Raw genomic sequence first — 12,855 nt, forward strand, 5'->3', positions numbered from 1 at the left:
CGGCCGGGCGTCGTCGCGCCGCCGTGCGGGAGAGGGGCGGCCCCGCCGCGGCGTTCCCACGGACGACGTGCCCGAGGAGCGGACGTCCTCGGGTCACGGAGCGTGGAGGAGTACAGTGGCGTCGTGCACCTGATGCGGCAGCTCCTCCTTCGTTGCCGCGGCGAGGCTCTCTAGCCGGTCCCTCGTCGCGGTGGTCGGTGTGCCGGCTGACACCCATCAGACGACCCGAAGGACCCACGATGAACGCCTCAGCCCCCTCCTCGACGCCGACCGCCACGGACGCGAACCCGCAGCAGCCGTCGGGCATGCCGATCCACAAGTACCTGCCGTTCCACCGGCAGATCGACGTGTCGGTGCCCGACCGCACGTGGCCCGACAAGCGCATCGAGACAGCTCCCCGCTGGTGCGCGGTCGACCTGCGCGACGGTAACCAGGCCCTCATCGAGCCCATGAACGCGGAGCGCAAGCTGCGCATGTTCGAGCTGCTCGTCGAGATGGGCTACAAGGAGATCGAGGTCGGCTTCCCGTCGGCCTCGCAGACCGACTTCGACTTCGTCCGGATGCTCATCGAGGAGGACCGCATCCCCGACGACGTCGTCATCCAGGTCCTGACGCAGTCGCGCGAGCACCTCATCGCCCGCACCTACGAGGCGATCAAGGGCGCCAAGCAGGCGATCGTCCACCTGTACAACTCGACGTCGGTGCTCCAGCGCGAGGTCGTGTTCCGCTCCGACCCCGAGGGCATCATCGCGATCGCCGTCGACGGCGCGCGGCTGTGCAAGAAGTTCGAGGAGACCGTCCCGGAGACGACGGTCTACTACGAGTACTCGCCCGAGTCCTACACCGGTACCGAGCTCGAGTTCGCCGCGCGCATCTGCAACGAGGTGCTCGAGGTCTTCGAGCCCCGCCCGGACCGCAAGGTCATCATCAACCTGCCCGCCACGGTCGAGATGGCGACGCCGAACGTCTACGCCGACTCGATCGAGTGGATGAACCGGCACCTGAACCACCGCGAGAACGTCGTCCTGTCGCTGCACCCGCACAACGACCGCGGCACCGCGGTCGCCGCCGCCGAGCTGGGGTACCAGGCCGGCGCCGACCGCATCGAGGGCTGCCTGTTCGGCAACGGCGAGCGCACCGGCAACGTGTGCCTCGTGACGCTGGGCATGAACCTGTTCAGCCAGGGCGTCGACCCGCAGATCGACTTCTCCGACATCGACCACGTGCGCCGCACCGTCGAGTACTGCAACCAGCTCGGCGTGCCCGAGCGCCACCCCTACGCCGGTGACCTCGTCTTCACGGCGTTCTCCGGCTCGCACCAGGACGCCATCAAGAAGGGCTTCGACGCGATGGCCGTCCACGCGGAGGCCGAGGGCAAGACGGTCGACGACCTCGTGTGGGCCGTCCCGTACCTGCCGATCGACCCCAAGGACGTCGGCCGCTCCTACGAGGCCGTCATCCGCGTCAACTCGCAGTCCGGCAAGGGCGGCATCTCCTACCTGCTGAAGTCGGAGCGCCACCTCGACCTGCCGCGGCGGCTCCAGATCGAGTTCAGCCAGGCGGTGCAGCACCACACCGACCAGCAGGGCACCGAGGTCACCGGCGACGACATCTGGCGGATCTTCTCCGACGAGTACCTGCCCGTCGAGCCCGACTCCGGCCTGGAGCCGTGGGGCCGCCTCAAGCTCCGTTCGACGCGCGCGTCGTCGAGCGAGGAGGGGCCGGACACGCTGAGCGTCGACGTCGTCGACCGCGGCGAGCAGCTCACGCTCGAGGGCACCGGCAACGGCCCGGTCGCCGCCTTCGTCGACGCGATCGCCCAGGTGGGCGTCGACGTCCGCGTGCTCGACTACGCCGAGCACGCCCTGTCCGAGGGCGGCGACGCGACCGCCGCGGCGTACGTCGAGTGCCAGGTGGGCGACGACGTCCTGTGGGGCGTCGGCATCGACCCGTCGATCACCACGGCGTCGCTCAAGGCCATCGTGTCCGCCGTGAACCGCGCGGAGCGTGCCCAGGGCTGACCACCGCCTCGCCGATCTTCCGACGGCCCGGACGACCTCGTCGTCCGGGCCGTCGGTGTTTTGTCGACACAGCGTTGGTAAGATACCGACGCACTGTCGACAACATCGGAAGGTCCCTCATGTTCCTCGCGTTGCGCGAGCTCGTCTTCGCGCGCACCCGCTTCCTCCTCATGGGCGGTGTGGTCGCGCTGGTCGCGGTCCTCGTCGTCCTGCTCTCCGGCCTGTCGGCCGGGCTCGTCAACGACGGCGTCTCCGGCCTCAAGCGCACCCCCGTCACCGACTTCGCCTTCGACGAGGGCACCGGGACCGACGCCGCGTTCACGCGCTCCGTCATCGAGACCGACCAGGTCGGCACCATGGCCGAGCAGCGGGGCGTGATCGAGGCCGCCCCGTACGGCCTCCTCCTGGCCAACGCGCACCAGGAGGACGGCTCGCCCGTCGACCTCACCCTCGTCGGCGTCGAGCCCGGCTCGTTCGTGGCTCCCACCGCGCTCGCGCAGGGCGACCCGGTCGGCGCGGCGGACGGGATCGTCGTCTCGGCGACCGCCGCCGAGGACGGCCTCGCCGTCGGGGACACCGTGACGCTCGCGCGCCCGGAGCGCACGCTCACCGTCGTGGGTGTCCTGGAGGACCAGCACACGTTCGGGCACGTCGACATCGCCTATCTGCCGCTCGCCACGTGGCAGGAGCTGCTCGCCGGCGCGGAGGGACCGGGCGCCGACGTCCCGGACGTCGCGACCGCCGTCGCGCTGCGCACCGATCCTGCGTCGTTCGACCGGGGGGCCGCCGACGCGGCGTCGGGCACGGTGACCCGGACGCTCACCGAGTCCTTCGACGCCTCGCCGGGGTACGCGGCCGAGACCGCGACGCTCCTGCTCATCCAGGTGTTCCTCTACGCCATCTCCGCGCTCGTCGTCGGCGCGTTCTTCACCGTCTGGGTCATCCAGCGCCGGCACGAGATCGCCGTGATGCGCGCCATGGGGGCGCGACGTCGCTTCCTGCTCGCCGACTCCCTCGGTCAGGCCGCCGTGCTCCTGCTCGCCTCGATCGGCGTGGGCTTCGCCCTCGGCGTCGCGGCGGGCGCGGGCCTCGGCGCGTCGCCGATGCCGTTCGCGCTCCAGGCCCCCGACCTCGTCCTGGCCGGCGTCCTGCTCTTCGTCCTCGGCATGGCCGGAGCGGCCGTCGCCGTCGCGCGCATCACCTCCGTCGACCCCCTGACCGCCCTGGGAGGGCAGCGATGAGCACCACCACCCCCGCCACGCCCGTGCTCGAGATCGACCGCGTCACCGTCCGCCACGGTGACGGGGACTCGACCGTCGTCGCGCTCGACGAGGTGAGCCTGAGCGTCGCCGCGGGCGAGCTCGTCGGCGTCGTCGGGCCCTCGGGCTCCGGCAAGTCGAGCCTCCTCGCCGTCGCCGGCGCGCTCACGGCGCCCGAGTCCGGGACCGTGCGCCTCGAAGGGGTCGACCTCGGCGCGGCGAGCGAGCGCGAGCGCGCCCGGCTGCGGCGCGAGCGCATCGGCTTCGTCTTCCAGTCCGGCAACCTCCTCCCGGCGCTCACGAGCGTCGACCAGCTCCGGCTCGCGCTGCGGATCGCCCGGATCGACGAGCGCGACCCCCGAGCGCGCAACCCCCGCGAGCTCCTGGAGTCCGTGTCCATGAGCCACCGTGCGGACCGGCGCCCGGACCAGCTCTCCGGCGGCGAGCGGCAGCGCGTGGGCATCGCCCGAGCTCTCGTCGCGAGCCCCGCGCTGCTCCTCGTCGACGAGCCGACGGCGGCGCTCGACCGGGCGCGCAGCCACGAGGTCGTGAGCCTCCTGGCTCGCGAGGCGGAGGCGTTCGGCGCCGCGGCGCTCATGGTCACGCACGACCACGACGTGCTCGAGCACTGCCACCGGGTCGTCGAGATGGTCGACGGGCGCCTCGGGATCCCCGCCGTCGCGGGGTGACCGGTCGGGTGCACGCGGGGGTCGGGGTCGGCGAGGACGGCGCCGCCCGCGCGCCCGGTCCTCGGGCATGATGGTCCGGCCGGGTCGTCGTGCCCGGGGAGGAGGAGGCACCGTGCCGAAGATCGCCGCTCCGACGGTGGCGGAGCACCGCGCCGCGCAGCTGCGCGCGCTGCTCGACGCCGCGCGAGAGCTCATCCGCGAGGACGGGAGCGGGCTCACGCTCGCGGCGGTCGCGGCGCGCGCCGGGCTCGCCCGGTCGAGCGTCTACCAGTACTTCCGGTCGCGGGAGGAGCTCCTGGACGCCGTCGTCGCCGACGTCGTGCCGCGGTGGTCGGCGCGCATCACGGCCGCGGTCGCGACGGCGGCGTCCCCGGAGGACGCGATCGTCGCCTACGCGCGCGAGAACCTGCTCCTCGTCGCCGAGGGCGAGCACGCCGTCGTCGCGGCGCTGCGTGCCGAGGCGGGCCGCGAGGCGCTCGCGCAGCAGAGCGCGGCGATGCACGCGACGATCCTCGTGCCGCTCGTGGAGGCTCTGGAGCAGCTCGACGTCCCGGACGCCGCGCGCTCCGCGGAGCTCGTCAACGCCGTGGTCCTCGCCGCGGCCCGCCAGGTGGAGGCCGGCGAGGACGCGGAGACGACGCTGGCCCGGGTGCGCGCCGTGCTCGGGTGCCTCGCGCCCGCCTGAGCGTCGTCGGCGGGTGGTGCACGCCGTGTCGGCGGCGTGACGGACAATAGGGGCGTGGTGCTGTACCGAGACGACGCGATCGTGCTGCGCGCCCAGAAGCTGGGCGAGGCGGACCGTATCGTCACCCTCCTCACGCGCGAGCACGGCAAGGTGCGCGCGGTGGGCAAGGGGGTGCGGCGCACGTCGTCCCGGTTCGGGGCGCGGCTGGAGCCGTTCATGGTCGTCGACGTCCAGCTCTACGCGGGCCGGTCGCTGGACACGGTGACGCAGGCGGAGACGATCGGCCCGTACGCCCGACGGATCTGCGAGGACTACGGCCTGTACACCGCGGGCGCGGCGATGCTCGAGACGGCGGAGCGGCTCGTCGCCGACGAGCGCGAGCCCGCGGTGCAGCAGTACTGGCTGCTCGCCGGTGCGTTGCGGGCGCTGTCCGAGCAGGCGCACGCGCCGGGCCTCGTCCTGGACTCCTACCTCCTGCGGGCGCTGGCCGTCGCGGGCTGGGCGCCGTCGTTCGTCGACTGCGCACGCTGCGGCGAGCCGGGCCCGCACCACGCGTTCGCCGTCGCGCAGGGCGGCGCGGTGTGCTCGCGCTGCCGCCCGCCCGGTTCGACGGCGCCCGCCCCCCAGACCTTCGCCCTCCTCGCCGCGCTGCTCGCGGGGGAGTGGGAGACCGCCGACGCGTCGGACGCCCGGCACCGCAAGGAAGCGAGCGGCCTCGTGGCCGCGTACAGCCAATACCACCTGGAGAGAACGTTGCGATCACTGCGCATGGTCGAGCGGGACGCGCCCGTCGCCCCGCCTGCCGCCTCGCCCGCCGGACCGGTCGGCGTCGCCGCGGACCGTCAGGGCCGCGGGGCGGACGCCTGATGGCGAAGCGGACGTACGCGCGACCGTTCCCCCACCCGAGCGGCGAGCGGGCACCGGCGATCCCGGCGCAGTTCGTGCCGAACCACGTGGCCGTGGTCATGGACGGCAACGGTCGCTGGGCCAACGCGCGCGGGCTGCCGCGCACCGCGGGCCACGAGGCGGGCGAGGCCGCGCTGCTCGACGTCGTGGCCGGCGCCATCGAGATCGGCGTCAAGCACGTGTCGGCGTACGCGTTCTCGACGGAGAACTGGAAGCGTTCGCCCGACGAGGTGCGTTTCCTCATGGGCTTCAACCGCGACGTGATCCGGCGGCGCCGCGACGAGATGGACTCGTGGGGCGTGCGCGTGCGGTGGGCGGGGCGCCGGCCGCGGCTGTGGACGTCCGTGATCAAGGAGCTCGAGATCGCGGAGGAGCAGACGAAGAACAACGACGTGTGCACCCTGACGATGTGCGTCAACTACGGGGGGCGCGCGGAGATCGCCGACGCCGCGGCCGCCATCGCGCGCGAGGTCGCCGCCGGGCGGCTCGACCCGGGCAAGGTCACCGAGCGCACCGTCCAGCAGCACCTCGACGAGCCCGACCTGCCGGACGTCGACCTGTTCCTGCGCAGCTCGGGCGAGCAGCGCACGTCCAACTTCATGATCTGGCAGGCCGCGTACGCGGAGCTCGTGTTCCTCCCGGAGCCGTGGCCGGACGTCGACCGTCGGTCGCTCTGGCGCGCGGTCGAGGAGTACGCGCGCCGCGACCGCCGCTACGGCGGCGCGGTCGACGCGGTGGGCGGTACCGCCTGAGGTCGCGGCCGGGGCCGTGCGGGGGACGGAGCGGGCGGCGGCCGGTAGCGTGCGCGCCATGGCTCTGAGCATCGGCATGGTGACCGTGGACTCCACCGACCCCCGTCCGCTCGCGCAGTGGTGGGCGCGTCAGCTCGGCGGACGGGTGGTCGACGAGTCGGACGGGTGGTTCCTCGAGGTCGTGCCCGCGGACGGCGTGTCCGCCCCGGTCCTCGGCTTCCAGCGTGTCGAGGACCCGACCCCCGGCAAGAACCGGCTGCACCTGGACCTCGGGACGTCCGACCGGGAGGCGGACGTCGCTGCGCTCGTGGCCGACGGCGCGACGTTCGTCGCAGAGCACACGATGCCTGGCTTCCGCTGGGCCGTGCTCGCCGACCCGCAGGGCAACCAGTTCTGCGTCGGCGCGGCCGACGGCGCCGCGACGACGCTCGGCTGAGCCGCGGTCCGGCGCAGGAGCCGCACCGTCCTCGGTCCGCGCCGCTGACCGGGACGGGCCGTCAGCGGGCGAGGGCCTCGAGCCGGGCGGCGAGCTCGACCGGCCGGCTGAGCGCCACGAGGTGGCCGCCGGGCAGCGTCTCGACCTCGGTGCCCAGACGCTCGCGGGCGACGTCGCGCTGGAAGGCCACCGGGAAGAGCCGGTCGTCAGCGCCCTGGAGCACGACCGTCGGCACGGCCGGCCAGGAGGGCGCCGGCCACGGCTCGGCGAAGGAACGCTCGGACGGCTGCCGGTCGCTGCGCTGCACGACGGCCGCGACGGCGTCGGGCACGTCGTGGAGGAAGTCGTCCACGGGGTCGAACGGCCCGAGCCCGGTCTCCGCGCGTCGCGCGGCGTGGTCGGTCGCGCGCCACCAGTCGGCCCCGGTCTCGCCCGGCAGCGGGATCATCGGGTTGAGCAGCACGAGCAGGCGGACCGCCTCGCGCTCGCACACGAGCGGGCCGACGTACGCGCCCATGGACTGGGCCACGACGACGAGGTCGTCCCGCTCGGCCGGGCCCGCCGCGTGGTGCAGGGACGCGACGGCGACGTCGGTGAGGTCGGCCCAGCCGTAGCCCTCGTCGTGCTGGGGCAGGTCGACGGGGACGGGGAGGTGGCCGAGCCGGGCGAGCTCCGGTGCCAGCAGGTCCCAGTACGCGGGGTCGCCGCCGGCGCCGGGCAGCAGGAGGAACGTGGTCATGCAGGTTCGGACGGTCGGGCGCGCGTCATCTCATCGGTCGAGGCGCGTCGCGTCCCGCGCGTCCTGCACCTGGGCGTCGGCCTCCAGGACGAGGCCGGTCCCGTCGAGGGCGACCGCCGAGCCCGCCGCGGCGACAGGCCTGCGGGCGGCGCGGCGTCGAACCACGACGACGACGCCGACGGCCAAGGCCAGGGCCAGCAGGACCAGCGCCGCGACACCCCACGGCGACCCGGTCGCCGCGGCGAAGGCGGCGGTCCACACGGCCCAGCCGACGGTCGCGTAGATGGTCGCGTGGATCGCGCACCCGAGCGTCATCGCGGCGAGGTAGCGGCCGAACGGCATCCGGACGACGCCCGCGGCGGCGTTGACGACCGTCTTGGTCCCGGTCGCGAGGAAGGACACGGGGACGGCGAGGACGCCCCAGCGGCGGACGGTCTCGATCCCGCGCGCCGCCGACCGACCCGACAACCAGGCGTGGACGCGCGCGACCCACGGCTTCACGGGGCGCGTCCGGTCCAGCGTCCACGTCGTGACGAGCCGGGCGATCCAGTACGTCGCCTGCGTCCGGACGAACGCGATCGCGAAGAAGAACGCGAACAGCGCGGCGAACGGGGCGCCGTCCAGCGCGTCGGGCACGGCTCAGTCCCGCACGGACGCGCGTGCGCACCCCGCGCACGTGCCGAACAGCTCGATCGTGTGCTGGATGTCGACGAACCCGTGCGACGTGCCCACCTGGTTGGCCCACGCCTCGACGGTCGGGCCGTCGATCTCGACCGTGCGGCCGCACGTGCGGCACACGAGGTGGTGGTGGTGCTCGCGCCGTTCGCACCGGCGGTAGAGGTTCTCGCCCTCCTCGGTGCGCAGCACGTCGACGTCGCCGCCGTCCGCGAGGCTCTGGAGCGTGCGGTAGACGGTGGCGAGGCCCACGTTGTCCCCACGCGTCCGCAGGATCTCGTGGAGCTGCTGGGCGCTGCGGAAGTCGTCGAGGTTCTCCAGCGCGTCCGAGACGGCGGCGCGCTGGCGGGTCATGCGCTGCACGATTCACCTCCGGGTGTGCGGTTCGACGCCCCCGAGGGTACGAGGTCGAGCTCGACGTCGTCGGGGATGTCCGGGTGCGGGTCCCGCGCGACGCGCGGGCGTCGACGGACCCACAGCGGCCGCAGGACCGCGACGAGGAGGTAGGTGGCGATCGCGAGGACCACGATGGTGGCGCCCGGCGAGACGTTGTTCCAGTACGTGAAGGACAGTCCGGCGACGCACACGACCACGCCGACGACCGACGCGACGAGCATCGTCCGGCGGAACGAGCGCGTGACGAGCTGCGCGACCGCGACGGGCACGATCATCAGCGCGCTGACGAGCAGCAGCCCGACGACCCGCATCGACACCGTCACCGTGAGCGCGGCGACGACCGCGACCGCGATGTTGAGCGTCCGGACCGGCAGGCCCGACGCGCGCGCGAACTCCTCGTCGTGGCTCACGGAGAACAGCGCGGCGCGCAGCCCGAGCCCGACGAGCAGGATCACGGCGCTGAGCACGACCGTGAGGACGAGGTCCGACGACGTGACGGTCGAGATGGAGCCGAAGAGGTACTGCATGAGGCTCCCCGAGGAGCCCCCGGCGAGCCCGATGAGCAGGACGCCGCCCGCGATGCCGCCGTAGAACAGGAGCGCGAGCGCGAGGTCGCCGCTCGTCCGGCCGCGCTCGCGCACGACCTCGATCGCGACCGCGCCGAGCACGGCCGCGACCACGGCCCCCGGGATCGCGAGCGCGTCGTTCGGGACGACGCCCATCGCGGCTCCGACGAGCCAGCCGAGCGCGACGCCGGTGAGGGCGACGTGCCCGATGCCGTCGCCGAGGAGCGAGAGCTTGCGCTGCACGAGGTACGTGCCCACGACGGGCGCGCTGACGCCGACCAGGAGCGCGGCGAGGAGGGCACGCTGCATGAGCGGGTCGGTGAGCATCAGGGAGATCTCGGAGAACACCGTGGTCATGAGGTCGTCCTGGGTGCGTGTCCCGCGGCGAGGTCGGGGTTGAGGGTGTCGGTGAGGCCCGTCTCCGGGCCGGTGGCGCGGTTGCCGGCGTCCGCGGGCTCGTGCGGGTGCAGGTGCTGGTGCGTGGCGCTCGCGTGGGTCGACGACGCGCGGGGCGGGGCGCCGTCGTGCACGACGCGGCCGTGGCGCAGCACGACCGCGCGCTCGATGAGCGGGGCGAGCGCGCCGAGCTCGTGGAGGACGACGAGCACGGTGAGTCCGTCGCCCACGAGCCGCGTCATGGTCGCGGCGAACGCCTCCTGGCTGGGCTTGTCCACGCCGGCGACCGGCTCGTCGAGGACGAGAAGGTCGGGCCGGCGGACCAGGGCGCGCGCGATGAGCACGCGCTGCTGCTGGCCGCCCGACAGCTCGGCGGTGGAGTCGTCCGCGCGGTCGGCGAGCCCTACGAGGTCGAGCGCCTCGACCGTGCGCGCCCGCCAGCCGCGGGGGAGCCGGAGGCGGGCGCCGCCGAGGAGGCCGGAGGCGACGACCTCGGACGCCGTGGACGGCATGCCCGACGGCGCGGCGACGCGCTGCGGCACGTACCCGAGCCGCTGCCAGGGGAGGCGGGGACCGAGCGGTGCTCCGAAGAGGTCGACGGAGCCGCGGGACAGCGGCACGATCCCGACGAGAGCCCGCACGAGCGTCGACTTGCCCGACCCGTTGGCGCCGAGGACCGCGACGACCTCGCCGGCGCCGACGGTCAGGTCGATCCCGCGGAGGATCTCGCTCCCGCCGAGGGTCACGTGGACGTCGCGCGCGGCGACGAGCTCTGCTGCGTCCGTCATGAGCAGACGAGGCCGGAGGTGAGCGCCTCGAGGTTGGACTCCATGACCTCACGGTAGTCCGTCGCGCCCTCCGCGAGGCTCTCGAGCGGGTCGAGCAGAGCGGTCTGCACGCCGAGGTCGTCGGCGAGCGTCTGAGTCACCTTGGGGCTCACGAGCGTCTCGAAGAAGAGGGTGGTCACGCCGTTCTCGCGGACGACCTCGCCCACCTCGCGCAGTCGGGCGGGGGACGGCTCGGCCTCGGGGTCGATGCCCGAGATACCCACCTGGTGCAGGTCGTAGCGCTCCGCGAGGTAGCCGAACGCCTCGTGCGACGTGACGAGGGTCGCGCCCGCGCAGGGGGCGAGCGTCTGCGCGTACTCGGCGTCGAGGTCGTCGAGGTCCGCCGTGAGCGCCGCGGCCCCGGCGGCGTAGTCGTCCGCGTGGTCGGGGTCGATCGCGGAGAGCTCGTCCGCGACGGCGTCGCCGACGGCGGCGAGCCGCGTCGGGTCGAGCCAGAAGTGCGGGTCGGTCGGGCCGTGGTCGTGGCCGTCGCCGGACTCGTCCGCGTGCTCGGCGTGCTCCTCCGCGCTCTCGTCGGCGTGCGCGTCCGCGTCCTCGCCCGGGTGCTCCTCGAGCCCCGCCGACCCGGCGGCGTCGACGACGTGCTCCGGGGCGCGCTGCTCGATCCCCTCGTCGACCGCGGGCTGGAAGCCCGAGAGGTAGACCACGAGGTCGGCGTCGCCGATCGACCGCACCTGGGCGGGCGCGAGCTCGAGGTCGTGCGGCTCGGCCGCAGGCGGGGTGAGGTTGGAGACGTCGACGTGCTCGCCGCCGACCTGCTCGACGACGTACTGGAGCGGGTAGAAGGATGCGAGCACCTGGAGCCGCCCGTCGTCGTTGCCGCCGGAACCGCCGTCGCCGGGGGAGCAGGCTGCGACGAGGGCAGCCGTGGCGAGGGCGGCGGTGGTGACGAGGGCGCGACGGCGCCGGGCGGGGGAGCGGTGCATGGCTCCAGTCTCCGGCTTCTTGAGAATGAATGTCAAAACCGTTCCCGGTGAGCCGGGTCACGGCCAGGTACGCTGGTCGGTCGGCGCCCGTGCGGGCGTCGCCCACCCGTCCAGCCCCCACGAGCCACGTGCGGGGCCGTGAGCACCAGGAGTGATGTCCGTGGCCGCAGCGCCCTCACCCACCGCCCGTCTCGACGCCGTCGTCTCCCTCGCCAAGCGGCGCGGGTTCGTCTTCCCCTCGGGCGAGATCTACGGCGGTACCCGCTCCGCCTGGGACTACGGGCCGCTCGGCACCGAGCTCAAGGAGAACATCAAGAAGCAGTGGTGGCGCGCGATGGTCACCAGCCGCGACGACGTCGTGGGCCTCGACTCCTCCGTCATCCTCCCGCGCCAGGTCTGGGTCGCCTCGGGCCACGTCGGCGTCTTCACCGACCCGCTCACGGAGTGCCTGCACTGTCACAAGCGGTTCCGCGAGGACCAGATGATCGAGGAGTTCGAGGAGAAGAAGGGCCGCGCGCCCGAGGGCGGCCTCGCCGAGATCGTGTGCCCCAACTGCGGCACGCGCGGGCAGTGGACCGAGCCCCGCGACTTCAACATGATGCTCAAGACCTACCTCGGCCCGGTCGAGGACGAGTCCGGCCTGCACTACCTGCGCCCGGAGACGGCGCAGGGCATCTTCGTGAACTTCGCCAACGTCATGGGAGCGGCCCGCCGTAAGCCTCCCTTTGGTATCGGCCAGATCGGCAAGTCGTTCCGCAACGAGATCACGCCGGGCAACTTCATCTTCCGCACGCGCGAGTTCGAGCAGATGGAGATGGAGTTCTTCGTCGAGCCGGGCACGGACGCCGAGTGGCACCAGTACTGGATCGACACGCGCACCGACTGGTACGTCGACCTCGGCATCGCGCGCGACAACCTCCGCCTGTACGAGCACCCGCAGGAGAAGCTCTCGCACTACTCGACCCGCACGGTCGACATCGAGTACCGCTTCGGCTTCTCCGGCTCGGAGTGGGGCGAGCTCGAGGGCATCGCGAACCGCACCGACTTCGACCTCAAGACGCACGCGGAGCACTCCGGCAAGGACCTGTCGTACTTCGACCAGACGAAGAACGAGCGCTGGGTGCCCTACGTCATCGAGCCGGCCGCGGGCCTCACGCGCTCGCTCATGGCCTTCCTCGTCGAGGCGTACACCGAGGACGAGGCGCCGAACGCGAAGGGCGGCGTGGACACGCGCACGGTCCTGCGCCTCGACCACCGCCTCGCGCCGGTCAAGGCGGCGGTGCTGCCGCTGAGCCGCAACGAGCAGCTCTCGCCCAAGGCGAAGGACCTCGCGACGGAGCTCCGCAAGTACTGGAACGTCGACTTCGACGACGCCGGCGCCATCGGCCGCCGGTACCGCCGTCAGGACGAGATCGGCACGCCGTTCTGCATCACGGTCGACTTCGACACGCTCGACGACCAGGCCGTGACGATCCGGCACCGCGACTCGATGGCCCAGGAGCGCGTCGCGCTCGACAAGGTCACCGAGTACCTGGCCGGGCACCTGCTCGGCGCCTGACCG

General features: G+C 73.3%; 14 protein-coding genes. 8 read left to right on the forward strand and 6 right to left on the reverse strand.

The features are described 5' to 3' along the window. Window positions 1–239: 239 nt before the first annotated feature. The 7 genes from leuA (at window position 240) to FB00_RS11215 (ending at window position 6,748) form a co-directional block, all read left to right on the forward strand. A complete protein-coding gene (gene leuA, locus FB00_RS11185; RefSeq protein ID WP_047232999.1) occupies window positions 240–2,021 on the forward strand; it encodes a 2-isopropylmalate synthase in 1,782 nt (593 codons plus the stop codon). A gap of 119 nt (window positions 2,022–2,140) precedes the next feature. After that, window positions 2,141–3,262 carry an ABC transporter permease gene (locus tag FB00_RS11190; protein WP_047233000.1) on the forward strand — a complete coding sequence of 374 codons (1,122 nt, stop codon included), beginning with the start codon at window positions 2,141–2,143 and terminating at the stop codon, window positions 3,260–3,262. Continuing rightward, the gene (locus FB00_RS11195; protein WP_047233001.1) at window positions 3,259–3,969 is read left to right on the forward strand and encodes an ABC transporter ATP-binding protein; all 711 of its coding nucleotides are present in this window, start codon (window positions 3,259–3,261) and stop codon (window positions 3,967–3,969) included. The genes FB00_RS11190 and FB00_RS11195 overlap by 4 nt, the downstream gene beginning before the upstream one ends. A 112-nt stretch (window positions 3,970–4,081) precedes the next feature. After that, window positions 4,082–4,654 carry a TetR/AcrR family transcriptional regulator gene (locus tag FB00_RS11200; protein ID WP_047233002.1) on the forward strand — a complete coding sequence of 191 codons (573 nt, stop codon included), beginning with the start codon at window positions 4,082–4,084 and terminating at the stop codon, window positions 4,652–4,654. A gap of 54 nt (window positions 4,655–4,708) precedes the next feature. Then, a complete protein-coding gene (gene recO / locus FB00_RS11205) occupies window positions 4,709–5,521 on the forward strand; it encodes a DNA repair protein RecO (protein WP_047233003.1) in 813 nt (270 codons plus the stop codon). After that, entirely contained in the window at window positions 5,521–6,312 is a 792-nt protein-coding gene (locus tag FB00_RS11210; protein WP_047233004.1) for an isoprenyl transferase, read from the forward strand. The genes recO and FB00_RS11210 overlap by 1 nt, the downstream gene beginning before the upstream one ends. 58 nt (window positions 6,313–6,370) lie before the next feature. Beyond that, window positions 6,371–6,748 (forward strand): VOC family protein, encoded by a 378-nt coding sequence (locus tag FB00_RS11215; RefSeq protein ID WP_047233005.1) that lies wholly within the window; start codon window positions 6,371–6,373, stop codon window positions 6,746–6,748. A gap of 61 nt (window positions 6,749–6,809) precedes the next feature. On the opposite strand, the gene FB00_RS11220 is transcribed toward FB00_RS11215, so the two are convergent. The 6 genes from FB00_RS11220 to FB00_RS11245 are packed head-to-tail and all read right to left on the reverse strand — an operon-like array spanning window position 6,810 to window position 11,294. Next, on the reverse strand, window positions 6,810–7,487 hold the full coding sequence (locus tag FB00_RS11220) for an alpha/beta fold hydrolase (RefSeq protein ID WP_047233006.1): 678 nt from the start codon (window positions 7,485–7,487) through the stop codon (window positions 6,810–6,812). Window positions 7,488–7,517: 30 nt separating this feature from the next. Beyond that, window positions 7,518–8,123, reverse strand: coding sequence for a DedA family protein (locus tag FB00_RS11225; protein ID WP_144425672.1), 606 nt, complete (start codon window positions 8,121–8,123; stop codon window positions 7,518–7,520). Window positions 8,124–8,126: 3 nt separating this feature from the next. After that, complete coding sequence (locus FB00_RS11230; protein WP_047233042.1) at window positions 8,127–8,516, reverse strand: Fur family transcriptional regulator; 390 nt, start codon at window positions 8,514–8,516, stop codon at window positions 8,127–8,129. Continuing rightward, window positions 8,513–9,481: a metal ABC transporter permease gene (locus tag FB00_RS11235; protein ID WP_047233007.1), complete on the reverse strand. Its 969-nt coding sequence runs from the start codon at window positions 9,479–9,481 to the stop codon at window positions 8,513–8,515. Before FB00_RS11235 ends, FB00_RS11230 begins: the two co-directional genes overlap by 4 nt. Further along, complete coding sequence (locus FB00_RS11240) at window positions 9,478–10,308, reverse strand: metal ABC transporter ATP-binding protein (RefSeq protein ID WP_047233008.1); 831 nt, start codon at window positions 10,306–10,308, stop codon at window positions 9,478–9,480. Before FB00_RS11240 ends, FB00_RS11235 begins: the two co-directional genes overlap by 4 nt. Continuing rightward, window positions 10,305–11,294, reverse strand: a complete 990-nt coding sequence (locus FB00_RS11245) for a metal ABC transporter substrate-binding protein (protein ID WP_047233009.1) — start codon at window positions 11,292–11,294, stop codon at window positions 10,305–10,307. Before FB00_RS11245 ends, FB00_RS11240 begins: the two co-directional genes overlap by 4 nt. Window positions 11,295–11,448: 154 nt before the next feature. Between FB00_RS11245 and FB00_RS11250 the strand changes: the two genes are divergently transcribed. Further along, entirely contained in the window at window positions 11,449–12,852 is a 1,404-nt protein-coding gene (locus FB00_RS11250; protein WP_047233010.1) for a glycine--tRNA ligase, read from the forward strand. Window positions 12,853–12,855 lie beyond the last annotated feature (3 nt).

The organism is Cellulosimicrobium funkei (assembly GCF_001019615.1).
Taxonomy (GTDB): Bacteria; Actinomycetota; Actinomycetes; order Actinomycetales; family Cellulomonadaceae; genus Cellulosimicrobium; species Cellulosimicrobium cellulans_E.